General features: G+C 64.1%; 22 protein-coding genes. 19 read left to right on the top strand and 3 right to left on the bottom strand.

Annotated elements, in window-relative coordinates; genetic code table 11:
* Positions 1-25 precede the first annotated feature (25 nt).
* The 4 genes from I3253_RS00305 to I3253_RS00320 all read left to right on the top strand — a co-directional run bounded on the left by I3253_RS00305 (position 26) and on the right by I3253_RS00320 (position 4,004).
* The gene (locus I3253_RS00305) at positions 26-1,078 is read left to right on the top strand and encodes a pyridoxal-phosphate dependent enzyme (protein WP_197916144.1); all 1,053 of its coding nucleotides are present in this window, start codon (positions 26-28) and stop codon (positions 1,076-1,078) included.
* Entirely contained in the window at positions 1,071-2,228 is a 1,158-nt protein-coding gene (locus I3253_RS00310; RefSeq protein WP_197915628.1) for a M24 family metallopeptidase, read from the top strand. Before I3253_RS00305 ends, I3253_RS00310 begins: the two co-directional genes overlap by 8 nt.
* Positions 2,228-2,974: a maleate cis-trans isomerase family protein gene (locus I3253_RS00315; RefSeq protein ID WP_197915629.1), complete on the top strand. Its 747-nt coding sequence runs from the start codon at positions 2,228-2,230 to the stop codon at positions 2,972-2,974. Before I3253_RS00310 ends, I3253_RS00315 begins: the two co-directional genes overlap by 1 nt.
* Before the next feature lie 79 nt (positions 2,975-3,053).
* Positions 3,054-4,004 (top strand): NAD(P)-dependent oxidoreductase, encoded by a 951-nt coding sequence (locus I3253_RS00320; RefSeq protein ID WP_197915630.1) that lies wholly within the window; start codon positions 3,054-3,056, stop codon positions 4,002-4,004.
* Between the two features lie 104 nt (positions 4,005-4,108).
* Here I3253_RS00320 and I3253_RS00325 read toward each other — a convergent pair whose 3' ends face one another.
* Complete coding sequence (locus tag I3253_RS00325; RefSeq protein ID WP_197916145.1) at positions 4,109-5,032, bottom strand: tyrosine recombinase XerC; 924 nt, start codon at positions 5,030-5,032, stop codon at positions 4,109-4,111.
* A complete protein-coding gene (locus tag I3253_RS00330) occupies positions 5,020-5,730 on the bottom strand; it encodes a DUF484 family protein (RefSeq protein ID WP_197915631.1) in 711 nt (236 codons plus the stop codon). The genes I3253_RS00325 and I3253_RS00330 overlap by 13 nt, the downstream gene beginning before the upstream one ends.
* Positions 5,731-5,886: 156 nt before the next feature.
* Here I3253_RS00330 and murD point away from each other — a divergent pair, with 156 nt between their 5' ends.
* On the top strand, positions 5,887-7,290 hold the full coding sequence (murD, locus tag I3253_RS00335; RefSeq protein ID WP_197915632.1) for a UDP-N-acetylmuramoyl-L-alanine--D-glutamate ligase: 1,404 nt from the start codon (positions 5,887-5,889) through the stop codon (positions 7,288-7,290).
* On the opposite strand, the gene I3253_RS00340 is transcribed toward murD, so the two are convergent.
* Entirely contained in the window at positions 7,287-8,465 is a 1,179-nt protein-coding gene (locus tag I3253_RS00340; RefSeq protein ID WP_197915633.1) for a BaiN/RdsA family NAD(P)/FAD-dependent oxidoreductase, read from the bottom strand. The genes murD and I3253_RS00340 overlap by 4 nt on opposite strands.
* A 282-nt stretch (positions 8,466-8,747) precedes the next feature.
* On the opposite strand from I3253_RS00340, the gene ftsW reads away from it, so the two are divergent.
* From ftsW to I3253_RS00410, 14 genes are all read left to right on the top strand, one after another.
* Positions 8,748-9,914: a putative lipid II flippase FtsW gene (ftsW, locus tag I3253_RS00345; RefSeq protein ID WP_197915634.1), complete on the top strand. Its 1,167-nt coding sequence runs from the start codon at positions 8,748-8,750 to the stop codon at positions 9,912-9,914.
* Positions 9,911-11,008 (top strand): undecaprenyldiphospho-muramoylpentapeptide beta-N-acetylglucosaminyltransferase, encoded by a 1,098-nt coding sequence (gene murG / locus I3253_RS00350; protein ID WP_197915635.1) that lies wholly within the window; start codon positions 9,911-9,913, stop codon positions 11,006-11,008. Before ftsW ends, murG begins: the two co-directional genes overlap by 4 nt.
* A gap of 3 nt (positions 11,009-11,011) precedes the next feature.
* Positions 11,012-12,415 carry a UDP-N-acetylmuramate--L-alanine ligase gene (gene murC / locus I3253_RS00355; protein WP_197915636.1) on the top strand — a complete coding sequence of 468 codons (1,404 nt, stop codon included), beginning with the start codon at positions 11,012-11,014 and terminating at the stop codon, positions 12,413-12,415.
* A 91-nt stretch (positions 12,416-12,506) separates the two neighbouring features.
* Positions 12,507-13,694, top strand: a complete 1,188-nt coding sequence (locus I3253_RS00360; protein ID WP_197915637.1) for an APC family permease — start codon at positions 12,507-12,509, stop codon at positions 13,692-13,694.
* A complete protein-coding gene (locus I3253_RS00365) occupies positions 13,691-13,948 on the top strand; it encodes a DUF2484 family protein (RefSeq protein WP_197915638.1) in 258 nt (85 codons plus the stop codon). Before I3253_RS00360 ends, I3253_RS00365 begins: the two co-directional genes overlap by 4 nt.
* Positions 13,945-14,190 carry a DUF2484 family protein gene (locus I3253_RS00370; protein ID WP_197915639.1) on the top strand — a complete coding sequence of 82 codons (246 nt, stop codon included), beginning with the start codon at positions 13,945-13,947 and terminating at the stop codon, positions 14,188-14,190. Before I3253_RS00365 ends, I3253_RS00370 begins: the two co-directional genes overlap by 4 nt.
* A complete protein-coding gene (locus I3253_RS00375) occupies positions 14,187-14,513 on the top strand; it encodes a hypothetical protein (protein WP_197915640.1) in 327 nt (108 codons plus the stop codon). Before I3253_RS00370 ends, I3253_RS00375 begins: the two co-directional genes overlap by 4 nt.
* 69 nt (positions 14,514-14,582) lie before the next feature.
* Positions 14,583-15,509, top strand: a complete 927-nt coding sequence (gene murB, locus I3253_RS00380; protein ID WP_197915641.1) for a UDP-N-acetylmuramate dehydrogenase — start codon at positions 14,583-14,585, stop codon at positions 15,507-15,509.
* A 99-nt stretch (positions 15,510-15,608) separates the two neighbouring features.
* Complete coding sequence (locus I3253_RS00385) at positions 15,609-16,529, top strand: D-alanine--D-alanine ligase (RefSeq protein WP_197915642.1); 921 nt, start codon at positions 15,609-15,611, stop codon at positions 16,527-16,529.
* Positions 16,517-17,392 carry a cell division protein FtsQ/DivIB gene (locus tag I3253_RS00390; protein ID WP_332255660.1) on the top strand — a complete coding sequence of 292 codons (876 nt, stop codon included), beginning with the start codon at positions 16,517-16,519 and terminating at the stop codon, positions 17,390-17,392. Before I3253_RS00385 ends, I3253_RS00390 begins: the two co-directional genes overlap by 13 nt.
* On the top strand, positions 17,389-18,723 hold the full coding sequence (ftsA, locus tag I3253_RS00395) for a cell division protein FtsA (RefSeq protein ID WP_197915644.1): 1,335 nt from the start codon (positions 17,389-17,391) through the stop codon (positions 18,721-18,723). The genes I3253_RS00390 and ftsA overlap by 4 nt, the downstream gene beginning before the upstream one ends.
* Positions 18,724-19,080: 357 nt before the next feature.
* Positions 19,081-20,709, top strand: a complete 1,629-nt coding sequence (ftsZ, locus tag I3253_RS00400) for a cell division protein FtsZ (protein ID WP_197915645.1) — start codon at positions 19,081-19,083, stop codon at positions 20,707-20,709.
* Positions 20,710-20,929: 220 nt separating this feature from the next.
* Entirely contained in the window at positions 20,930-21,850 is a 921-nt protein-coding gene (gene lpxC / locus I3253_RS00405; protein WP_197915646.1) for a UDP-3-O-acyl-N-acetylglucosamine deacetylase, read from the top strand.
* A gap of 107 nt (positions 21,851-21,957) precedes the next feature.
* The gene (locus I3253_RS00410) at positions 21,958-22,812 is read left to right on the top strand and encodes an outer membrane protein assembly factor BamD (RefSeq protein WP_197916146.1); all 855 of its coding nucleotides are present in this window, start codon (positions 21,958-21,960) and stop codon (positions 22,810-22,812) included.
* The last annotated feature ends 4 nt before the right edge of the window (positions 22,813-22,816 follow it).

A 22,816-nucleotide genomic window follows, 5' to 3' on the forward strand; every position in this document is an offset into this window, starting at 1 on the left:
CGGCATCAGAACGGAGCGCGCAGCAATGGTCGAGATAATGAGCAACCCGTATCGCGGCGAGGGCCTGCCGGGGCGCACGGGCGCATTGCATCCCAGCGGGGATGCGGGCGCGGTGGCGCGGTTGCTGGCGCTGTGCCCGGCGCATGGCGAAACGCCCCTGACGCAAAGCCCGGCCCTGGCGCGCGCGGCAGGTGTGGGCGCGGTCTGGATCAAGGATGAACGCGGGCGCATGGGCTTGGGCAGTTTCAAGGCGCTGGGGGCGGCCTATTGCATCGCCCATGACGCCGATCAAGTGGGCACCGGCCCATGGGAGCATCGGTTGCAGGGGCGCACCTATGCAACCGCAAGCGCGGGCAATCACGGCATGTCGGTTGCCGCCGGGGCGCGGGTGTTCGGCGCGCACGCGGTGATCTATCTGGCCGGGACCGTGCCGGACGCCTTTGCCGCCCGCCTGCGCGCGCAGGGCGCCCGGGTGGTGCGTGCGGGCGCGGATTACGAAGCCAGTATGCGCGCCGCCGCGGCGGATGCGGATGCCAATGGCTGGACCTTGCTGAGCGACAGCACCTGGGAGGGCATGACCGGTCCGGGATACCGGGTGATGGAAGGATATCTGCAAATGGCCGCGGAGGCGGCGGCGCAGATCGGCGCGGCTCCGACGCATATCCTGTTGCAGGCCGGTGTTGGCGGGCTGGCGGCGGCGGTTGCGGGATATGCGCGGCAGGTCTGGGGCGCGGGGCCGCGGATTGTCGTGGTCGAGCCCGAGGCCGCGCCTGCGCTGATCGAAAGCATTCGCGCCGGTCGGCTGGTGGATACGCAGGGCCCGGTGTCGGCAATGGGGCGGCTGGATTGCAAGACTGGCTCGATGGTGGCGCTGGACGGGCTGGCGCGGGATGCGGATGTGTTTGTCACGATTACCGAAGCCGAGGCAGAGGCGGCCATGGCGCCGCTGGCAGCGGCGGGGCTGGCCACCACACCATCGGGCGGCGCGGGGCTGGCGGCGCTGTTGTCGGGGGTGGCGGGGATCGGCGCCGGGGCGCGGGTGCTGTGTTTCCTGAGCGAGGGACCGGAGGATGGCTGAGCGCGGCTTTCCCGAGGCCGAGTTTCACCGGCGGCGCGATGCGTTGCAGGGTGAAATGGCGCGGCACGGGCTGGATGCGCTGCTGCTGACATCGGCGGCGGATGTGTTCTATGTGACCGGTTTTCTGACCCGGTTCTGGGAAAGTCCGGCGCGGCCCTGGTTCGTGGTTGTGCCGGGTACGGGCGATCCGGTGGCGGTGATCCCGTCCATCGGCGCGGCCCTGATGGGGCAGACATGGCTGAGCGACATCCGGTGCTGGGATGCTCCGTTTCCGGGCGATGACGGGGTCAGCCTGTTGGCGGATGCGCTGGCGGGGCTGGTGCCGGAGGGCGGGGAAATTGGTGTCCCGATGGGGCTGGAGACCCAGTTGCGCATGCCACTGGCGGATTACGCGGATGTGGCGGCGCGTATTGCGCCGCGCCGGTTCGTGGACGGCACGGCGGCGGTTCAGCGGGTGCGCGAGATCAAGTCCGAGGCCGAGATCGACAGGATCCGCGCGGCCTGTGGCGTGGCGGACCGGGCCTTTGCCCGCGTGGGCGAATATGCCGCCGCGGGCGTGCCGCTGGAGCGGGTGTTCCGCGATTTCCAGCGGGTGCTGCTGGAGGAGGGCGCGGATTGGGTGGCCTATACCGCCGGTGGCGCCGGGCCGGGCGGGTATGGCGACGTGATTTCGCCCGCCGGTTCAAGGCCGTTGCAGGCCGGCGATGTGCTGATGCTGGATACCGGCGCGGTGCGCGACGGCTATTTCTGCGACTTTGACCGCAACTGGGCAATCGGGCCGGCCGATGACACGGCAAAGCGGGCCTATGGGGCGCTGTATGCGGCCACCGGGGCGGTTCTGCGGGATCTGCGCCCGGGGATGCTGGCGCGCGACGTGCACGGGCAGTTCATACGGGAGTTGGCGGCGCGGGGCACGGTGCCGGGTGGCGGGCGGCTGGGGCATGGGCTTGGGATCACGCTGACGGAATGGCCGAGTTTCACCGCGCATGACACCACCGTGTTGCGCGCGGGCATGGTGCTGACGCTGGAGCCGGGGGTGGAGATCGCGCCGGGGGTGATCCAGGTGCACGAGGAAAACATCGTGCTGCGCGCCGATGGGGCCGAATTGTTGTCGGCCCGCGCGCCCGAAGCTTTGCCGGAGTTGACATGATGGCGGATTTTCCCTTTTCGATGACCGGACCGATCGGGACGCGGGCGACCCTGGGGCTGATCGTGCTGAAATATGACGAGACGCTGGAACAGGACATGCGCCGCCTGTTTCCGTCCCGCGATGTGGCGCTGTATGTCAGCCGGGTGCCCAGCGGTGACGAGGTGACGCCCGATACGCTGGGCGCGATGCAGGCAACCTTGCCCGCCGCCGCCGGGCTGTTGCCGCCGGATGCCCCGTTTGACGCGGTGGGATATGGCTGCACCTCCGGCACGACGGTGATCGGCGCCGAACGGGTGGCGGCGCTGGTGCGCCAGGGGGTTGTAACCAGGTCTGTCAGCGATCCGCTGACCGCTGCGCTGGCGGCGTGCCGGGCCTTGAACGTGGCGCGTCTGGGCGTGGTGACGCCCTATGTGGGCGAAGTTTCGGGGCCGGTGTGCCGCGCGTTCGAAACGGGCGGCATCGCGGTGGCGAAAACAGTGTCTTTCGGCGAAGCCGGAGAAGCGCGGGTGGCGCGGATCGACGCGGGCTCGGTGCGGGCGGCGGCGCTCGAGGTGGGCCGGGACGATGATGTGGAGGCGGTGTTCCTGAGCTGTACGAACCTGCGCACTCTGGATGTGATCGACAATCTGGAGGCGGAACTGGGCAAGCCGGTATTCGGTTCCAACGCCGCCCTGGCCTGGCACATGGCGCGGCTGAGCGGCGCGCCCGTGGCCGGGGACGCGCCCGGACGGGTGTTTCAGACATAATGTTCACCATGTCGCAAGCTGGCATGACAGGTCGCGAATGGCTTGCTCAATGTGATGAAAACAACCGGGAGACTGTGGCATGAAGATTGGCTTTATCGGGCTTGGAAATGTAGGCGGCAAGCTGAGCGGCAGCCTCTTGCGCAACGGCATGTCCCTGATGGTGCATGATCTGGACGCCGATCTGGTGGCGGCAAAGGTTGCCGACGGGGCGACCGCCGCGCAGGGCCCGGCACAGATGATGCGCCATTGCGACGCGGTGATCACCTGCCTGCCCTCGCCGGCGGCGTCGGACGCGGTACTTCAGGAAATGCTGCCCGAGATGGGGCCGGGCAAGATCTGGATGGAAATGTCCACGACCGACGAGGCCGAGGTCAAGCGGCTGGGCGCGCTGGTCATCGAACGGGGCGGCGCGGCGGTGGACTGTCCGGTGTCCGGCGGCTGTCACCGGGCCGATACCGGCAATATCTCGATCTTCGCAGGCTGCGACCGGGCTACGTTCGAGCGGATCCTGCCGCTGCTGACCACGATGGGACGGCGTATCCTGCATACCGGCGAACTTGGCTCCGCCTCGATCCTCAAGGTGGTCACGAACTACCTGGCCACCGCCAACCTGATCACCTGCGCCGAGGCGCTGGTCACGGCCAAAGCCGCCGGGATGGACCTGAACACCGCCTACGAGGCCATCAGGATCAGCTCGGGAACATCCTTTGTACATGAAACCGAAAGCCAGGTGATCCTGAACGGATCCCGCGACATCAGCTTCACCATGGATCTTGTCAAAAAGGATATCGGCCTGTTCCAGCAGGTCGCCGACCGCGCCGGGGTGCCGCTGGAAATGAACCCGCTGATGATGCGGATCTTCGATGACGGTATCGCGCGCTATGGCGCACGCGAGCTGTCGCCCAACATCATCCGGCGGCTGGAAGAGGCGACAGGGTTGGATATCCGCGCACCTGGTTTTCCGGCCGAAATGCGCGACGACGAGCCCGAAGAACCCGGCTATGAGGTCATTCCCACCGGGCGGGTCTGACAGGACCCCGATCTTCTTTTGGCCTGAAATATCGCGGGGGAGTCGCCACCGGCGACGGGGGCAGCGCCCCCCCAAGGCTCAGCTTTGCTGAGCCACCGGGCGTGTCACGCCTTGGGATGGGTGCGGTTGTAGATATCCATCAGCCGCGCCGTGTCGACCTCGGTATAGGTCTGGGTGGTGGACAGCGACGCATGGCCCAACAATTCCTGAATCGCGCGCAGATCGCCCCCCGCCGCCAGAAGATGCGTGGCAAAGCTGTGACGCAGCGCGTGCGGCGTGGCGGTGGCGGGCAGGCCCAGCTGCATCCGGGTCTGCGCCATCACCTTCTGCACCTGGCGCGGATTCAGCGCGCCACCGCGCGCGCCACGAAACAGTGCCGCGTCAGGCTCGGCGGCAAAAGGGCAATGCCGCAGATAGGCATCCACGGCTTCGCGCGCCGCGTCGATCACCGGCACAACCCGTTCCTTGCCGCCCTTACCGACGATCCGCAGCGCCGCGGGCAGGGGCGCGTCGCGCCCCTTCAGACCCAGCGCCTCGGAGATGCGCAGACCGCAGCCATAAAGCAACGTTACCACGGCCGTATCGCGGGCTCCGATCCATCCCTTGTCCGATTGCAACTCGACCGTGTTGATCACCGCGCGCGCGGCATCTTCGGCCAGGGGGCGGGGCAGCCTGGGCTGAAATTTTGGTGCCCGCGCCGACAGAACAGCCGTGGGTTCAAACCCTTCCCGTTCGGCCAGCCAGCGATAAAAGCTCTTGACCGCCGAAAGCTTGCGCGCAAGTGAACGCGCGCCAAGCCCCGTCCCACGTGCCTGAGCCATCCAGGCGCGCATGTCGGGCACGCCGATGCGGGCAAGCGGCGCCAAGCCCTGCGGCCCGCCCATGTGACCGGTCATGAAGCCCAGGAATTCCAGCAAGTCGCCACGATAGGCCTTGAGCGTGTTTTCGGATGCGCCCGACAGGGCCGCGCGCTGCGCGAGGAATGCGTCAACCGCCGATATGGCGGCCGGGCTGATCACGACAACCAGCGGCGCATGGCCCGTTCGAAGACCCCCGCGAAGAAGGCCAGAAGATCGGTGCCCTGCTGGGGCGTAAAGTGATGCGGGTCTTCGGCGCCCATCACCAGCAATCCGGGCAGGCGCCCTGTGCCGAAATCCAGTTTCAGACAGGCTTCGGAGCGAATCCAGTCCGCCTGCTCGCCATAGATGTTTTCCACCCCGGTCTGGATCTGGCGCAATGTCACCTGGCGCAGGGGCACATTGCGCCCGCCGGTCAGGTAATTCTCGATAAAGCCGGGTTCGGCCACGGCCAGCACGTCACCCAGACTTTGGATTGCGTCGTCGTTTTGGGTGTCTTCGCCGGATTCCAGAACAAGGCGCACGGCGTCGACACGCAGAATGCCGGCAACCTCGCCCCCGAGATCGTGCAGGAAGGATTCGAAATCCACCGGGTCGAACATTCGCAGGATGGCGCGATGCACCTGATTGGTGCCGGCAAGGTTTTCATAGGCGGCCGCGATCACCGAGCGGTGCGTGTCTTCTAGCCGGTCCAGCCGCGCCTCGAGACGTTCCATCGCAATGCCGCGCAGATCGACGATATTGCCGCCCATGGTTTTTTCATTGGCTGCGATCAGGGCGCGCATCAGATCGCGGTCTTCCAGAATCACATCGGGCTGCGAGATGATCTTTTCGCGCAGTGTGTCGTCGATCTTGGGCATGCTGCTCATGGGTATCGGGCCGTTTTCCGGGTCTTTCGCGGGACACTATCAGAGCCGCGCGGCAAATGCCGCAACTTTTTTTCTCACTGGTAAAGGCGGGTCCGCGGCTTGTGCCGCCTGTGGGGCGCGGGCTAGGTTTGGGTGCAGATAATGATGGGGCAGAGCATGATTCCGGTTCAGGGATATCGGGGCGCGCGGGTGGCGGTGCTGGGTTTGGGGCGGTCCGGGTTGGCAACGGCGCGCGCCTTGCGGGCCGGCGGGGCCGAGGCGGTCTGCTGGGACGACAATCCGGGCGCGCGCGATCGCGCCGGGGCGGATGGGTTTGACTGTTCCGACCTTTCCGCACCGGGGGCAATGGAGGGGCTTGCGGCGCTGATCGTCAGCCCGGGCATTCCCCATCTGTTCCCTGCGCCCAACCCGGTTGTGGCCGCCGCCCTGGCCGCCGGCGTGCCGGTGGACAATGATATCGGTTTGTTCTTCCGGTCTTTCGCCACGCGTGACTGGGACGGCTATGACGTGTCGCCCAAAGTGGTGGCGGTGACGGGGTCGAATGGCAAATCGACCACCTCCGCCCTGATCCATCATGTTTTGAGCACGACCGGCAGGCGTTGCCAGTTGGCCGGGAATATCGGGCGCGGGGTGCTGGACCTGGAACCGGCGGAGGATGGCGAGGTGGTGGTGCTGGAACTGTCGAGCTACCAGACGGACCTGGCGCGCGCGCTGACCCCGGATATTGCGGTGTTTACAAACCTGTCGCCCGATCACCTTGACCGGCATGGCGGGATGGGCGGCTATTTCGCGGCCAAGCGACGGTTGTTCGCCGAGGGCGGGCCGGACCGCGCGGTGATCGGTGTGGACGAAATCGAAGGCCAGTACCTTGCCAACCAGCTTTCCGAAGGGCCGGGCGATGACCGGGTGATCCGCGTGGTGTCGGGGCGCAAGCCCGGCGGCGCGGGCTGGGAAGTGGGCGCGCGCAAGGGGTTTCTGAGCGAGTGGCGCAAGGGGCGTCAGCTGGGGGCGATCGACCTGCGCGCCATCCGGGGCCTGCCAGGCGCGCATAACCACCAGAACGCCTGTGCCGCCTATGCGGTGGCGCGCGCGCTGGGGCTGGGGCCAAGGATGATCGAAAAGGCTTTTGCCAGCTTTACCGGTCTGCCCCATCGCAGCCAGATCGTGGCCGAAGCGAACGGCGTGACCTATGTGAATGACAGCAAGGCGACCAACGTGGATGCGGCGGCCAAGGCGCTGGGGGCATTCCCCAGCATCCGCTGGATCTGTGGCGGGCTGGAAAAAGAGGGCGGGCTGGGAGATTTGGCCGGTCACGCGGGCGCGGTGCGCAAGGCCTATGTGATCGGGCGCGAGGCGGCCGGCTTTGCCATGCAACTCAAGGGGATCGAGGCCGAGGTTTGTACCACGATGGAACAGGCCGTGGCGCGCGCGGTCGAAGAGGCCGAACCGGGCGACACGGTGCTGCTGGCCCCGGCGGCGGCAAGTTTCGACCAATATGACAGTTTCGAGCGGCGCGGCGAGGATTTCGTGACACAGGTCAGACGCCAAACCGGAACTTAGCGCGCGCGGATCGCGGTGCCGGCGGCCCAGCCCGAAGACCAGGCCCACTGAAAATTGAACCCGCCCAGCCAGCCGGTCACATCGACCGCTTCGCCGATCACATAAAGCCCCGGCACATCGCGCGCCATCATCGTGCGCGAGTCAAGCGCATCCGTATCGACGCCGCCCAGGGTGACTTCGGCGGTGCGATAACCTTCGGTACCGGACGGGCGCAATTGCCAATTGGTCAATTGGTCGCTCAGGGCGCGCAATGCGTCATCGCTCTGGTCCGCGAGATTGCCGGTCAGGCCCAGGTCACGCGACAGGTGTTCGGCCAGCCGGGATGGCAGAAGCTGCGAGAGAATGGTCGACAGATTACGCCGCCCCTCGGACCGGCGGCGCAGGCGCAGCTCCGAAAAAAGATCGTGATCGGGAAAGAGGTTGATCGAGATCGCGTCGCCTTCACGCCAGTAGGAGCTGATTTGCAGCATGGCCGGACCGGATAGGCCGCGATGGGTGAACAACATGGCCTCGTCAAAGCCGGGGCCGCCGGCCATGGCGCGCACCGGATGGGCGACGCCGGTCAGGGGTTTGAACCGGCCATCGGGGAATGTGAATGGCACAAGCCCGGCGCGGGTGGGTACAATCGGCAGGCCAAATTGGCGCGCGATATCATAGGCAAGCCCGGTTGCCCCCATCTTGGGGATCGATTTGCCGCCCGTGGCCAGCACCAGGTTTTCCGCGGTCAGGGTCCGGCGATTGCCGTGCTGCTCCAGAGTGACACGAAACACGTGACCATCGTGGGCGACGGCGCGCACATGTGTGTCAAGCCAGAGTTCAGCGCCCGCAGACTGCATTTCAGATCGGAGCATCGTAATGATGTCCCTGGCACTTCTGTCACAAAACAGTTGGCCGAGGGTCTTCTCGTGATAGGGGATGGCGTGGCGGGCGATGAGGTCGATGAAGTCCCACTGGGTATAGCGGGAGAGCGCAGACTTGCAGAAATGCGGGTTCTGCGACAGGAAGTTTTCCGGGCCGGTGTGAAGGTTGGTGAAATTGCAACGCCCGCCGCCCGAAATGCGGATTTTTTCGCCCGGCGCGCGCGCATGGTCGATCACAAGCGTTTGCCCGCCGGAATGCGCGGCGCACATCATGCCGGCTGCGCCGGCCCCCAGGATGATGGTGTCATATTCCATGATCGCGACCTGCCGCAAGGACGGCAGCGGGTCAAGGGGGCGCTGCCCCCGTCGCCGATGGCGACTCCCCCGGGATATTTTCAGCCAAAAGAAGAACCGTGTGCGATCCGCCTTCTTTTGGCGAGAAATATCCCGGGGGTGAATTGGCCATGGGCCAAGAGGGGGCTGGCCCCCTTTTTTGCGCATAAGATGCAAGGCGCTTTGCAAGGGCGGGGTTCGGTGATAGAATCGGACCCAGACCCGGTTAACGGGCATCAATGAGGCAGAGATCGGCGGATTCCGATGACAGAGATGGTTTATGGCGCGCTGCCTGCGAGGGAGCGTGAGCCGGTTCTACCGAAATGGTGGCAGACGCTGGACAAATGGACGGTTACGTCCATCCTTTTGCTATTCGGAATCGGCATTCTTCTGGGCATGGCGGCATCGCCGCCGTTGGCCGCAAAAAACGGGTTCGAGCCGTTTTACTATGTCAAGAAACAAGTCATTTTTGGCGGGGCCGCCCTGGTGGCCATGCTGATCACGTCCATGATGTCGCCTCGATTGGTGCGGCGCCTTGCGGTGCTTGGATTCATTATCACGTTGGTGGCGACCGCTTTGTTGCCATTTCTGGGTACGGATTACGGCAAGGGGGCGATGCGCTGGTATTCGCTGGGATTTGCTTCGGTTCAGCCTTCGGAATTCCTCAAGCCTGGCTTTGTGGTGGTGGCGGCCTGGCTGATGGCGGCCAATGAAGAGATCAACGGCCCGCCGGGACGAACCTGGTCCTTTTTGTTGATGGTCACGATCGTGGTGATGCTGGCGATGCAGCCCGATTTCGGGCAGGCGGCATTGATCCTGTTTGGGTGGTCGGTGATGTATTTCGTCAGCGGCGCGCCGATGGTTCTGATCGGCGGAATATTGCTGGCGATCTATCCGCTGGCGCAGTTCGCTTATAACAATTCCGAGCATTTCGCCCGGCGCATTGACGGGTTTCTGGATCGTTCGCTCGATCCGACAACGCAAATCGGATACGCGACGAATGCCATTCGCGAAGGTGGCCTGTTTGGTGTGGGTGTCGGCGAGGGGCAGGTCAAGTGGAGCCTGCCGGACGCGCATACAGATTTCATTATTTCCGTTGCCGCGGAAGAATATGGCCTGATCCTGGTGTTCTGTATCATCGCGCTTTACGCCACCATCGTGTTGCGCAGCTATTTCCGACTGATGCGGGAGCGTGACCCGTTCATTCGCCTGGCAGGCACCGGGCTGGTGGCCATTTTTGGCGTGCAGGCGATGATCAACATGGGCGTTGCCGTGCGGCTTTTGCCCTCCAAGGGCATGACCTTGCCTTTCGTCAGCTACGGGGGCTCTTCGCTGATCGCGGGGGGGATTGCAGTTGGCATGATTCTGGCGTTTACCCGCAGCCGGCCTCAGGGCGAGATCGGGGATATACTGCGGGGACATGTCAGATGAACAAACAGCCATTGCTGGTGATCGCGGCGGGCGGCACCGGGGGGCACATGTTTCCGGCGCAGGCGCTGGCGGAGGTGATGCTGCACAAGGGCTGGCGCGTGAAGCTGAGCACGGATGCGCGCGGGGCGCGTTACACGGGTGGGTTTCCGCACACGGTAGAAATCGAGGAAGTGGCGAGCGCGACTTTTGCGCGGGGCGGAGCTTTGGCCCGGCTCATGGTGCCGCTGCGAATTCTTGGCGGCGTTTTGGCGGCGGTCATGATGTTTCGCAGGGACCGCCCGGAAGTGGTCGTCGGTTTTGGCGGCTATCCGAGCATCCCGGCCATCGGCGCGGCCTGGTTGCTGAAGTTGCCGCGCATGATCCATGAGCAAAACGGTGTATTGGGGCGGGTGAACGCAAGATTTGCCGGTCGCGTCGACTGTGTGGCCTGTGGAACCTGGCCAACCGCGTTACCAGAAGGGGTGGAGGGCACCCATACCGGCAATCCGGTGCGCCGGGCGGTATTGGAACGCGCGGCATCGGGCTATATCCCGCCGGGGGAATACCCGGTGTCGATCCTGGTGATCGGCGGCTCTCAGGGCGCGCGCATCCTGAGCGATACGGTCCCGTTGGCGATTGCGGCATTGCCCGAGGGGCTGCGGCGCAACGTGCGCGTCAGCCATCAGGCCCGGGACGAGGATTTCGACCGGGTGACGGCATTTTATGCACAACAGGGGATTTCGGCGGAGGTGCAGCCGTTTTTCAATGACGTTCCGGCACGGATGAGCGAGGCGCAACTGGTGATTTCACGCTCGGGCGCGTCGAGCGTGGCGGATATCAGCGTGATCGGACGGCCGTCGATCCTGATTCCCTACGCCGCTGCCACCGCGGATCACCAGACCGCCAATGCGCGTGGTTTGGTCAAGGCGGGGGGGGCGATCCTGATCCCGGAAAGCCAATTGACGGTCGAGGCGCTGACAAGGCAGATCGTGAACATACTGTCCAACCCCGAGGGGGCGAGCCAGATGGCAAACGCGGCGCTGTCGGTGGGCAAGCCCGACGCCACGGAAAACCTGGTGGCGCTGGTGGAAATGCTGGCAAGCAAGGAAAACTGAGTCATGAATGCTGCAACCAAACTGCCCGGGGATGTCGGGCCGATCCATTTTGTGGGTATTGGCGGGATCGGCATGTCGGGCATTGCCGAGGTGCTGCTGAACCACGGCTATGTGGTGCAGGGATCGGACCTGAAGACCAGCAAGATCACTGATCGCCTGGTGGCGCGCGGGGCGACGCTGTTCCTGGGGCAGAAGGCGGAAAACCTGGAAGGGGCCGAGGTGGTTGTGATCTCGTCGGCGATCAAGCTGGGCAATCCCGAACTGGACGAGGCGCGCCTGCGCGGATTGCCGGTGGTGCGCCGGGCCGAAATGCTGGCCGAACTGATGCGGCTGAAGTCGAATATTGCCGTGGCCGGAACCCATGGCAAGACCACCACCACGACCATGGTGGCTGCCTTGCTGGATCACGGCCGGTTCGATCCGACGGTGATCAATGGCGGGATCATCCACGCCTATGACAGCAATGCGCGGGTGGGTGCTGGCGAATGGATGGTCGTCGAAGCGGATGAGAGCGACGGGACGTTCAACCGGTTGCCCGCCACGATCGCGATTGTCACCAATATCGATCCCGAGCACATGGAGCACTGGGGCACGATCGAGAACCTGCGCGACGGGTTTCACGAATTTGTTTCCAACATTCCGTTTTACGGGCTGGCGGTATGTTGCACCGATCACCCCGAGGTTCAGGCGTTGGTCGGGCGGATCACGGATCGGCGGGTGGTGACGTTCGGGTTCAACGCTCAGGCGGATGTACGCGCGGTGAACCTGCGCTACGAGCGCGGCGTGGCGCATTTCGACATTGCCTTGCAGAGCGAGGGCAGCGTAATTGAGGGCTGCACCCTGCCGATGCCGGGGGATCACAACGTGTCCAACGCGCTGAGTGCCGTGGCGGTGGCGCGCCATCTGGGCATGAAGAAGGCGGAAATTCGCGAGGCGCTGGCGGCGTTCGGAGGGGTGAACCGGCGGTTCACCAAGGTGGGCGAAGTGATGGGCGGTGTGCCGGTGATCGATGATTACGGGCATCACCCGGTCGAGATTGCCGCCGTTCTCAAGGCCGCGCGTCAGGCGATTGGCGAACAGGGGCGGGTGATCGCCGTGCATCAGCCGCACCGCTACACGCGGCTGCATTCGCTGTTCGAGGATTTCTGCGCCTGTTTCAACGAGGCTGATATTGTGGGGATCGCCGAGGTCTTTGCCGCCGGCGAGGAGCCGATTGCCGGGGCCAGCCGGGACGATCTGGTGGCCGGTCTGATCGCACATGGGCATCGGCACGCCCGTGCCATCGACAGCGAAGACGATCTTTCGGACATGGTGCGCGACGCCGCGCGGCCCGGGGATATCGTGGTCTGTCTTGGCGCCGGTACGATCAGTGCCTGGGCGAACAATTTGCCAAAGCGGCTGGAATAGGCCCGCGAGGCGGCGCTTTTCAGTTGATTGCGGATGCCTTCGGCGAGAGTATTTGTGGAACAATGAATACAGGGCGGGGCAGAGGCGGGGCGTGGCGGAGCATCTGAAACGGCGAATTGGACTGGGCTTGCTGACGGCCTACGGGGTTGGCGTCATGGTGGGCGCGGGCATCTATCTGCTGGTGGGGGCTGTGGCCGGGGATGCCGGGATCTGGGCGCCGCTGGCCTTTTTGCTGGCCGGGTTGGTGGCGGCGCCGACGGCATTGAGCTATTCCGAACTGAGCACACGCATTCCCGAGGCCGCGGGGGAGGCGGCCTTTGTCTACGAGGGGTTCAACAGCCAGACTTTGGCGGTTCTGGTTGGTCTGGGCATCGTGGCTACGGGCATGATTTCGGCGGCGGCGGTTCTGCGGGGCGGGGTGGGGTATCTGCTGGTTGTGCTGGAGGTGCCGGATCTGGCGGCAATCATTGTTCTGGGTGCGCTGTTGACGGCTGTGGCGGCCTGGGGCGTGATGGAGAGCCTGTCGCTTGCCGCGCTGTTCACGGTGATCGAGCTGATCGGGCTGGGCCTGGTGGTCTGGGCCGGGATGAGCGCGCCGCCGGTGAGCGACTGGCAGGCGCCGCCCGAAATTGCCTGGGCCGGTGTGAGCGCGGGCGCGGTGCTGGCGTTTTTCGCCTTTATCGGGTTCGAAGACATCGTGAACATGGCCGAGGAGGTCTCGAAACCGGAACGGACCATGCCGCGCGCCATCCTGATCGCGCTGGGTGTGACGACGCTGATTTATGCGCTGGTGACGCTGGCCACGGTTCGGGCGGTTCCGCAGGGGGTGCTGGCGCTCAGTGACAAGCCGCTGGCGCTTGTCTGGCAGGCGGGGCGTGGCGGAGAGGGGCGGTTTCTGGCGGCGATCGCGGTGTTTGCGGCGCTCAATGGGGTTCTGGCGCAGATTGTCATGGCGAGCCGGGTGTTGTTTGGACTGGGCAAGCGCAGCGCGGGATTGCGCGTGTTCCATCACGCCCATCCCCGCCGGGGCACACCGGTCCTGGCGACGGTTCTGGTGGGCGCCTGTGTGATCGCCGGGGCGCTGGCCTTGCCGGTGGCCGTTTTGGCCGAGGCGACGGCGTCGATCCTTTTGGCGGTCTTCGTGATTGTCAATCTGGCCCTGATCCTGTTGAAACGAAGGGGGGGCGAAGCGCCGTTTCGGGTGCCGATGGCGGTGCCGGTGGCAGGGTTCGTCCTGTCGGGCGGTGCTTTGGCGCTGAATCTGGGAGTGTGGCCATGAATATTGCGCTGATCCTAGCCGCGTTTTGGGTCATCGCCGCCGCGGGAGTGGCGATGTTGCCGATGCGGCGGCAATATGCGCCGGGTGTTGTGTTGCTTGTCGCGGCGCCGGTGTTGATCGGCGTGATCTGGTGGCAGCAGGGCGCATGGCTGGGCGGCGCGGCGCTGTTCGGGTTCGTGTCGATGTTCCGCCGGCCGCTGATCTATGTCTATCGCCGCGCACGCGGTTTGCGGGACCGGGAGGAGATCGGATGAGCCTGTCGCTGACGCTTGCGTTGTTATGGTTGCTGGCGGCGAATGTGCGCGCGATGTTTCCGTCGCGGGACAATCTGTGGCGCTTTGCCTATGGCATGATCGCCATAGGTGTACCGATCCTGATCGGGGTGGCTGTTCAAAATGGGATCTGGATGGCTTTGCTGGTTCTGGTGATGGCGGCCTGGGTGATGCGCTGGCCGGTGATTTATCTGACACGCTGGATCCGGAGGCAATTGGGATGATGCTGGACCTTGCCCTGGGGTTGAACGCGTTGATCTGGTTCGCCGCTCTGGTTTTTCCGGCCTTTGGGTTTGCCAAGGGATATTACGGCCAGCGCGACGTGCTGATGCGGGCGCAGTTGATCCTGTTGTCGCTTTTGGCGTTGCTGCTGGCGACCGCCGAAGTGTTGAAGGTGATAGGTGCGCCGGACCAGGTGGGAGACCTTGACCAATTGCTGCGATACCGGTTCTGGGCGATTGGCGGGCTGGCGGCGGCCTCGGCACTGGGATGGGCGGCCTTTGCCCTTGGGCGGGCGCGGGCGCGGCGCAAGCGGGGCGGTGCCTGATCTTGCCCGAGCCGGGCGAGTTCTGTATCGGTTCCGCGCCGGATGACACGACCGCAAGGAGCAGACCCGATGATCGACATGCCCACCCCGCGCGGCAAGCTGACCGCGCATGTCGCGCTGGACAGGCTGACATGGTTGCGGGTTGGTGGCCCGGCGGACTGGCTGTTTCAGCCCGCCGATACCGATGACCTGGCCGATTTCCTGCGGGCGCTGCCCGGCGATGTGGCGGTGTTTCCGATGGGTGTGGGCAGCAACCTGATCGTGCGGGATGGCGGCTTGCGCGCTGTGGTGGTGCGACTGGGGCGCGGGTTCAATGGTATTGAGATTCAGGGAAACCGGGTGCGCGCGGGCGTGGCGGCGCTGGATGCGCATGTGGCGCGCAAGGCGGCGCAAGCGGGGATCGACCTGACCTTTCTGCGCACCATACCCGGCGCCGTGGGGGGGGCGGTGCGAATGAATGCGGGATGTTATGGCACCTATGTCGCGGATGTCTTTGTCGAGGCGCGTGCGGTGACGCGGGCTGGTGAAATTGTGACCCTGACGGCGGATGATCTGAAGTTCCGTTATCGCCAGACCGACCTGCCCGAGGGCTGGGTTCTGATCGAGGCGGTTTTCGAGGGTCCGGGTGGCGATGCCGAAGAGCTTGTGGCGCGGATGCAGGCGCAGTTGGACAAGCGGGACGCGACGCAACCCACCCGCGAGCGTTCTGCCGGCAGTACGTTTCGCAACCCGAGCGGGTTTTCCAGCACGGGGCAGGCCGACGACGTGCATGATCTGAAAGCCTGGAAGCTGATCGATGATGCCGGGTTGCGCGGCGCGCGCGTGGGTGGCGCGCAGATGAGCGAGAAACATTCGAATTTCATGATCAATACCGGTGGCGCGTCGGCCGCAGACCTGGAGAAACTGGGCGAGCAGGTGAGAAAAAGGGTTTTCCAAAACAGCGGAATACAGCTAGAGTGGGAAATCATGCGCGTCGGAGAACCGGCGGCGGAGTGATCCCGGCCACAGAATACATCAAGGGCCGGAAAAAGAACGATAAAAACAGGGCCCAGAGAGGCGGAAAAGCCTCCGAACGCCCGGGACATTGAGGCACATTTGGGTATGTCGAGCAGGACAAACCCCAAAGTGGCGGTATTGATGGGCGGCTTCTCGGCTGAGCGGGAGGTGTCGCTATCGACAGGGCGTGAATGCGCCGCCGCGCTGCGGGAAGCGGGAATTGAAGTGGTCGAGGTCGATGCGGGCCGCGATCTGCCTGTGCGCCTGGACGGGATCGGGCCGGATGTCTGTTTCAATGCATTGCATGGCCGATGGGGCGAAGACGGCTGCGTGCAGGGCATTCTTGAGTGGATGGGTCTGCCGTATACGCATTCCGGCGTTCTGGCCTCGGCACTGGCGATGGACAAGCAACGCTCCAAGGACGTGTATCGGGCTGCCGGTTTGCCGGTGGTGGACAGCATCATCCGCACAAAGGCCGATGTGGCGGCGCGCCATGTGATGGACCCGCCCTATGTGGTGAAGCCCAACAACGAGGGCAGCTCGGTTGGTATTTACATCGTCACCGAGGCAAGCAACGGCCCGCCGCGGCTTTCCGAGGACATGCCCGAACATGTGATGGTGGAAGCCTATGCACCGGGGCGCGAGCTGACCACGACGGTGATGGGAGACCGGGCCCTGACGGTCACGGATATCCTGACGGACGGGTGGTATGACTATCACGCGAAATATGCCGAGGGCGGATCGCGCCATGTGGTGCCGGCGGACATCCCACAGGAGATTCACGATGCGTGTCTGGACTATGCGCTGCGGGCGCATCGCGCGCTGGGGTGTCGTGGTGTGAGCCGGACCGATTTCCGCTGGGACGAGGCGCGGGGGCTGGCGGGGCTGATCCTGTTGGAGACCAATACCCAGCCGGGCATGACACCGACATCGCTGGTGCCGGAGCAGGCGCAACAGGTGGGCATCGGATTTCCTGAATTATGCCGCTGGATCGTGGAGGACGCCTCGTGCAACCGATAGGCTCGCGCCCGGATCCGGCACCGTCGCGCTGGGCCTACCGGCTGGAGCGGTTGATGCTGACGCCGCTGTTCCGGTTCGGGCTGCGGTTTGTGCTGCCCTTTGCGCTTGTGGCCGGGATGTCGCTTGTGTGGCTGATGGATCAGGATCGGCGGGATCGGCTGGTGATGGCCTATAACGACCTGCGAACCGAAGTCGCCACACGCCCGGAATTCATGGTCAGCGCCATGGCGATCGATGGCGCGTCCAAGGGCATTGCCGAAGATATTCGCGAGATCATGCCGATCGATTTCCCCATCAGTTCCTTTGATCTGGAACTGGACGAAATTCAGGCCCGCATTTCGGAGCTTCCCGCGATCGCGCGATCGGCGGTGCGGGTAAAGCCGGGCGGTATCCTGCAAATTCTTGTGACAGAGCGCGACCCGGTAATTTTGTGGCGCACGTATGACGGGCTCGATCTGGTGGATCGGCAAGGCTATGTGACCGGCCCGGCCCGGGCGCGGGGCCTGTATCCTGACCTGCCGCTGATGGCGGGTGACGGTGCGGACCGCGCTGTGAAGGAAGCCTTGCAGCTATACGCCGCGGCAGGGCCACTGAGAGGCCGTATCCGGGGCCTGGTGCGCGTGGGCGAGCGGCGATGGGATGCGGTGCTGGATCGCGACCAGCGCATCCTGCTGCCGGAAACCGGTGCCGTGCAGGCGCTGGAACGGGTGATCGCGTTGAGCGAGGCACAGGACATGCTGGAGCGCGATCTTTTGGTTGTGGATATGCGGCTTGCGGCGCGACCGACGATCCGGTTGGCCGAGGCAGCGGCGGAAGACTGGTGGCGGATCAGCCAGATGACATTGGGGAAATTGCAGCAATGATCGAGCTTTACGAATCCCAGAGAGCGATGCGCAACATGCGCAAGGCGGCCATGCAGCGAGGCGTTGTCGCGGTTCTGGATGTGGGTAGTTCCAAGATTGCCTGCCTTGTGTTGCGGTTTGACGGCAGCGACAAGCTTGCAGAGATGGACGGTGTTGGCCCGATGGCCGGGCAAAGCGGTTTCCGGGTGATCGGGGCGGCGACGACGCGGTCGCGCGGGGTGCGGTTTGGCGAAATCAACGCGATGCAGGAAACCGAACGCGCGATCCGCACCGCGATTCAGGCAGCCCAGAAAATGGCCAAGATCCGGGTGGACCACGTGATCGCCTGTTTTGCCGGAGCCGAGCCGCGTTCCTATGGGTTGGACGGGAGCATCGACCTTGAGGGGCACGTGGTTACGGAGCAGGATGTCGCGCGCGTGCTGGCGGCCTGTGACGCCCCGGATTTCGGTGCGAACCGCGAGGTTCTGCACGCCCAGCCGGTCAATTTTGCGCTGGATCACCGGTCTGGTCTGGGCGATCCGCGTGGGCAGATGGGGCAGCGATTGACCACGGACATGCATATGCTGACTGTCGATGAGGCCGCCGTGCAGAACCTGGCGCATTGCGTGAAGCGCTGTGACCTGGAGCTGGCCGGGATTGCATCGTCTTCTTATGTTTCGGGGCTTTCGGCGCTGGTGGAGGACGAGCAGGAGCTTGGCGCGGCCTGTATCGACATGGGCGGCGGAGCGACCGGCATCTCGATCTTCATGAAAAAGCACATGATCTATGCCGATGCCGTACGCATGGGCGGGGAACATGTGACCGGAGACATCTCGATGGGCTTGCAGGTGCCCAAGGCGACAGCCGAACGTATCAAGACGTTTTACGGCGGCGTTGTGGCCACCGGAATGGACGACCGCGAGATGATCGAGCTGGAGGGCGATACCGGCGATTGGGAACATGACCGGCGCTCGGTCAGCCGGGCCGAGTTGATCGGGATCATGCGGCCCAGGGTCGAGGAGATCCTCGAAGAGGTGCGGGCGCGGCTGGACGTTGCCGGCTTTGATCATCTGCCAAGCCAGCAGATCGTGCTGACCGGTGGCGGCAGCCAGATTCCGGGGCTTGACGGGCTGGCCAGCAAGATTTTGGGTCAGCAGGTACGGCTGGGCCGTCCGATGCGCGTGCATGGGCTTCCGCAGGCGGCGACGGGGCCGGGATTTGCCAGCGCCGTCGGCATGTGCCTTTTCGCCACCCATCCCCAGGACGAATGGTGGGATTTCGAACTGCCGGTGGAGCGGTATCCGGGGCGCAGCCTGCGCCGCGCGGTGCGCTGGTTCCGGGACAATTGGTAGAAACGTGCGCGCTTTTTCCGGGTGACGGCGCCCACGGATCGCGATAAACTGGGCGCCAACACGTCCGAAAAGGGCGGGCAGGAGAGCCGGGCAGCGGGCCTCTGAAACATGTCAGATCCAATTGAGCGCACGCCGTGTCGGGGTGTGGCGCGTCAGATGTTGTTGTGTGTCGACCCGCGTGAGCCGCAAAATATGTGAAAACTGGCAAGATGCCGCCGGAATATGGGCTTTTCCCCCCATATTTTGCGGTAAAAATGCCTTTTTTGGATGACGATTCAGTAAAGCACGGCTAATAATGGGCTTGAGTAGGCAGAAATAACCCCCGCGAAGCGGGTAAAACAACAGGCGGACAGTTCCATGACATTGAATCTGACGATGCCCGACGAGGCGGACCTGAAACCCCGTATCACCGTTTTCGGTGTCGGCGGAGCCGGTGGCAATGCGGTTAACAACATGATCGCGAAAGAGCTGGACGGCGTCGATTTCGTTGTGGCCAACACCGATGCGCAGGCGCTTCAGCAAAGCGATGCGACGAGCCGTATCCAACTGGGCGTGAAAGTAACCGAAGGATTGGGTGCCGGGGCGCGCGCCAGTGTCGGCGCGGCTGCCGCCGAGGAAAGCATCGAACAGATCGTGGATCACCTGGCCGGGGCGCATATGTGCTTTATCACGGCCGGCATGGGCGGTGGCACCGGAACCGGTGCAGCGCCGATCATCGCGCAAGCCGCCCGCGAATTGGGGGTGCTGACCGTTGGCGTCGTGACCAAGCCCTTCCAGTTCGAGGGTGCCAAGCGGATGCGCCAGGCGGAAGAGGGTGTTGAAACCCTGCAAAAGATGGTCGACACGTTGATCATCATTCCCAACCAGAACCTGTTCCGCCTTGCAAACGAGAAGACAACCTTTACCGAGGCGTTTTCGATGGCAGACGATGTGCTGTATCAGGGCGTCAAGGGGGTGACGGATCTGATGGTGCGCCCTGGCCTGATCAACCTCGACTTTGCCGATGTGCGTGCCGTGATGGACGAGATGGGCAAGGCGATGATGGGCACCGGCGAGGCCGAGGGCGAGGATCGCGCCATTCAGGCCGCCGAAAAGGCGATCGCCAACCCGCTGCTGGACGAAATCAGCCTGCGTGGCGCAAAGGGTGTTCTGATCAATATCACCGGCGGGCACGACCTGACCCTGTTCGAACTGGACGAGGCCGCCAATCGCATCCGCGAGGAAGTGGACGCGGACGCCAATATCATCGTTGGCTCGACCATGGATAATAATATGGAAGGCGCGATGCGCGTTTCGGTCGTGGCCACGGGGATTGACGCGGCCGAAGTGACTTCGCCAATGCCGATCCCGCGCCGGTCGATGAAACAGCCGCTGACCCAGCAGGTATCGCAGGAAACCGCCGAAGAGACGGCGCACCAGGCTGAAGACAGCGCACCGCCTGTCTATGTGGCGGATACGCCTGTCGCAGAGCCGACATTGTTCTCGGATCTGGATGCCCAGAGAGCCGCCGCCGAAGATCAGATGGAAGACATCTTCGAGGAAGAGCAGGTTGCCGCGCCGGTTTTCGAACCGGCGGCGCGCGATGATGATCTGCCGCCGCCGGCCTATCAGCCGGCCCCGGTGCAGGCGTTCGAACCGGAAATGGTGGAAGAAGAGCCCGAGGAATTCGTGGCGCCGCGGCGGCCTGCGGCCGGGACGCCGACACCACAGATGATCGAGCGCCTGAAGGCGGCGGTGGACAAGGCCCCTGCCGCGGCGCCGGCCCCACGACCCATGGCGCAAAAGCCGCAACCGGAAGAGCGCGCACGATTTGGTATCAACTCGCTGATCAATCGCATGACGGGCCATGGGTCCGAGGCACAAGGCCACCCCGCACAAGCGGTGCGCCAGCAGCCCAGCATGGCCGCGCCCGAGCCGGAAGCCCACGAGGAAGAAGATCAGGACCGGATCGAAATCCCGGCCTTCCTGCGTCGCCAGGCGAACTGATTTTTCCGGCAGGAACACGTTAGATTGGGCCGCGCGAGTCGCGGCCCTTTTCTATTGGTTATCAGTCGGTTGGATTGGGGTTGGCGGGGTTTCGCCGATTTGTTTCAGCCATGTTTCAGGCCGTTACAAAGATTGAATTGTGATGCACATGTGAAACGACTACCTCAAGGGTGCGGCGCAATGGGGAGCGCCTTGGCAACTTTGGCAACTGGGGAACACAGTGCAAGCAACGCTGAAATCATCGATCCGCTTTTCCGGCAAGGGCCTGCATTCAGGCGCCCCGGCGCGCATGACCATCCATCCGGCCTCGGCCGATTACGGGATCTGGTTCCGCCGTGCCGACATACTGCTGGGCGATGCGATGATTCCTGCGCGATGGGACGCGGTCGAGCAGACGGCGCTGTGCACACGGGTGCTGAACGATGCCGGCGTTTCGGTTTCGACAATCGAACATGTCATGGCCGCGCTGGCGGGTTGTGGCGTGCACAACGCCCTGATCGAGGTGGATGGCCCGGAAGTGCCGATCATGGATGGCAGCGCGGCGGAATTCGTTCGCGCGATCCTGCGGGGCGGGGTCATTTCCCAAGGTGTTCCAGCGCGTGCGATCGAGGTATTGAAACCGGTTGCCGTGACCCGGGGAGAAGCCCGCGCCGAGCTGGCGCCGGACACGGAACTGCGCATCGATTTCCACATTGATTTTGATGACGCCGCGATCGGGCGTCAATCCAAGTGCCTGACAATGGCCAATGGCAGTTTTGTCCGCGAATTGAGTGACAGTCGCACCTTTTGCCGTCGGGCAGACGTGGAGGCGATGCGCGCAAACGGGCTGGCTTTGGGGGGCACGTTGGATAACGCGGTCGTCGTGGACGGCGATACGGTGCTGACGCCGGGTGGGCTACGCCACCAGGACGAAGCCGTGCGCCACAAGATGCTGGACGCGCTGGGCGATCTCGCCTTGGCGGGTGCGCCCATTCTGGGCCGGTATACCGGTATTCGTGCCGGTCACGCGCTGACCAACGAGTTGTTGCGGACGCTTTTCGCCGACCCGGCCGCCTGGCGGTTCGTGGAATGCAGCCCTGAACAGGCGGCAAGATTACCGGGCGCGGGCGTGCACGCGGCGGAAATCCCCGCTGTCGCCTGACCCTTGGTGCACAAAAGCCGCCAAAGACGTTTTGCACCGGAATTTTCTATGCTAACAGCTTGTCAAAGGGTGGGGTTTGCCCGCCGCAAAGCAAGAGGTTGAGCAGCATGGCAGGCATGGGGGTGCGCATTCGTTCTGTCGGATTGGTACTGGTGCTGGCGGTGCTGGCAGCGTGTTCAACATCCACAGCGGAACGGGCCAAGCGCGGCGATGTTTCGCTGGAAGGGTTTACTGCCGAGCAGATCTATCAGCGGGGCGAATACGAGCTGAGCCGTGGCAAGGGTGAGGACGCCGCGTTTTTCTTTTCGGAGGTTGAACGGCTTTATCCCTATTCGGAGCTGACAAAGCGCGCCTTGATCATGCAGGCATTTGCCTATCACAAGGGCAAGCTGTATCCCGAAGCGCGCGCAGCAGCGCAACGCTATATTGATTTCTACCCTGCGGATGACGATGCCGCCTATGCCCAATACCTGTTGGCGCTGAGTTATTATGACCAGATTGACGAGGTCGGTCGGGACCAGGGGCTGACATTCCAGGCCTTGCAGGAGCTTCGCAAGGTGATCGAGCTTTACCCCGACACCGAGTATGCGCGGTCTTCGATGTTGAAATTCGATCTTGCGTTCGATCAGCTGGCCGCCAAGGAAATGGAAATCGGTCGCTATTATCTGCGGCGAGATCACTATGCGGCGGCGATCAAGCGATTCCGGATAGTGGTGGAAGATTTCCAGACGACCACGCACACCGCAGAGGCGCTGCACCGGCTTGTCGAATCCTACCTGGCGCTGGGTCTGACCGACGAGGCGCAGACCGCCGCGGCGATCCTGGGCTACAATTTCCAGTCGACCGATTGGTATCAGGACAGTTTCAAGTTGCTGACCGAACAGGGGCTGAAGCCACGTGCGAAGGGCGACAACTGGCTGAGCCGGGTCTATCGCCAGACGGTTCAGGGCAAGTGGCTGTAACCGG

Source organism: Thiosulfatihalobacter marinus, assembly GCF_016019955.1.
GTDB lineage: Bacteria > Pseudomonadota > Alphaproteobacteria > Rhodobacterales > Rhodobacteraceae > Shimia > Shimia marinus_A.

What these genes read in the sequence shown, in the direction of transcription:
- I3253_RS00365 (WP_197915638.1), top strand. Translation starts at nt 13,691, where the DNA reads ATGAATATTGCGCTGATCCTAGCCGCGTTTTGGGTCATCGCCGCCGCG.
- I3253_RS00330 (WP_197915631.1), bottom strand. Translation starts at nt 5,730, where the DNA reads ATGAGCAGCATGCCCAAGATCGACGACACACTGCGCGAAAAGATCATC.
- murG (WP_197915635.1), top strand. Translation starts at nt 9,911, where the DNA reads ATGAACAAACAGCCATTGCTGGTGATCGCGGCGGGCGGCACCGGGGGG.
- murC (WP_197915636.1), top strand. Translation starts at nt 11,012, where the DNA reads ATGAATGCTGCAACCAAACTGCCCGGGGATGTCGGGCCGATCCATTTT.
- I3253_RS00375 (WP_197915640.1), top strand. Translation starts at nt 14,187, where the DNA reads ATGATGCTGGACCTTGCCCTGGGGTTGAACGCGTTGATCTGGTTCGCC.
- I3253_RS00305 (WP_197916144.1), top strand. Translation starts at nt 26, where the DNA reads ATGGTCGAGATAATGAGCAACCCGTATCGCGGCGAGGGCCTGCCGGGG.
- I3253_RS00370 (WP_197915639.1), top strand. Translation starts at nt 13,945, where the DNA reads ATGAGCCTGTCGCTGACGCTTGCGTTGTTATGGTTGCTGGCGGCGAAT.
- murD (WP_197915632.1), top strand. Translation starts at nt 5,887, where the DNA reads ATGATTCCGGTTCAGGGATATCGGGGCGCGCGGGTGGCGGTGCTGGGT.
- I3253_RS00315 (WP_197915629.1), top strand. Translation starts at nt 2,228, where the DNA reads ATGGCGGATTTTCCCTTTTCGATGACCGGACCGATCGGGACGCGGGCG.
- ftsA (WP_197915644.1), top strand. Translation starts at nt 17,389, where the DNA reads ATGATCGAGCTTTACGAATCCCAGAGAGCGATGCGCAACATGCGCAAG.
- I3253_RS00340 (WP_197915633.1), bottom strand. Translation starts at nt 8,465, where the DNA reads ATGGAATATGACACCATCATCCTGGGGGCCGGCGCAGCCGGCATGATG.
- I3253_RS00320 (WP_197915630.1), top strand. Translation starts at nt 3,054, where the DNA reads ATGAAGATTGGCTTTATCGGGCTTGGAAATGTAGGCGGCAAGCTGAGC.
- I3253_RS00410 (WP_197916146.1), top strand. Translation starts at nt 21,958, where the DNA reads ATGGCAGGCATGGGGGTGCGCATTCGTTCTGTCGGATTGGTACTGGTG.
- murB (WP_197915641.1), top strand. Translation starts at nt 14,583, where the DNA reads ATGATCGACATGCCCACCCCGCGCGGCAAGCTGACCGCGCATGTCGCG.
- I3253_RS00310 (WP_197915628.1), top strand. Translation starts at nt 1,071, where the DNA reads ATGGCTGAGCGCGGCTTTCCCGAGGCCGAGTTTCACCGGCGGCGCGAT.
- ftsW (WP_197915634.1), top strand. Translation starts at nt 8,748, where the DNA reads ATGACAGAGATGGTTTATGGCGCGCTGCCTGCGAGGGAGCGTGAGCCG.
- ftsZ (WP_197915645.1), top strand. Translation starts at nt 19,081, where the DNA reads ATGACATTGAATCTGACGATGCCCGACGAGGCGGACCTGAAACCCCGT.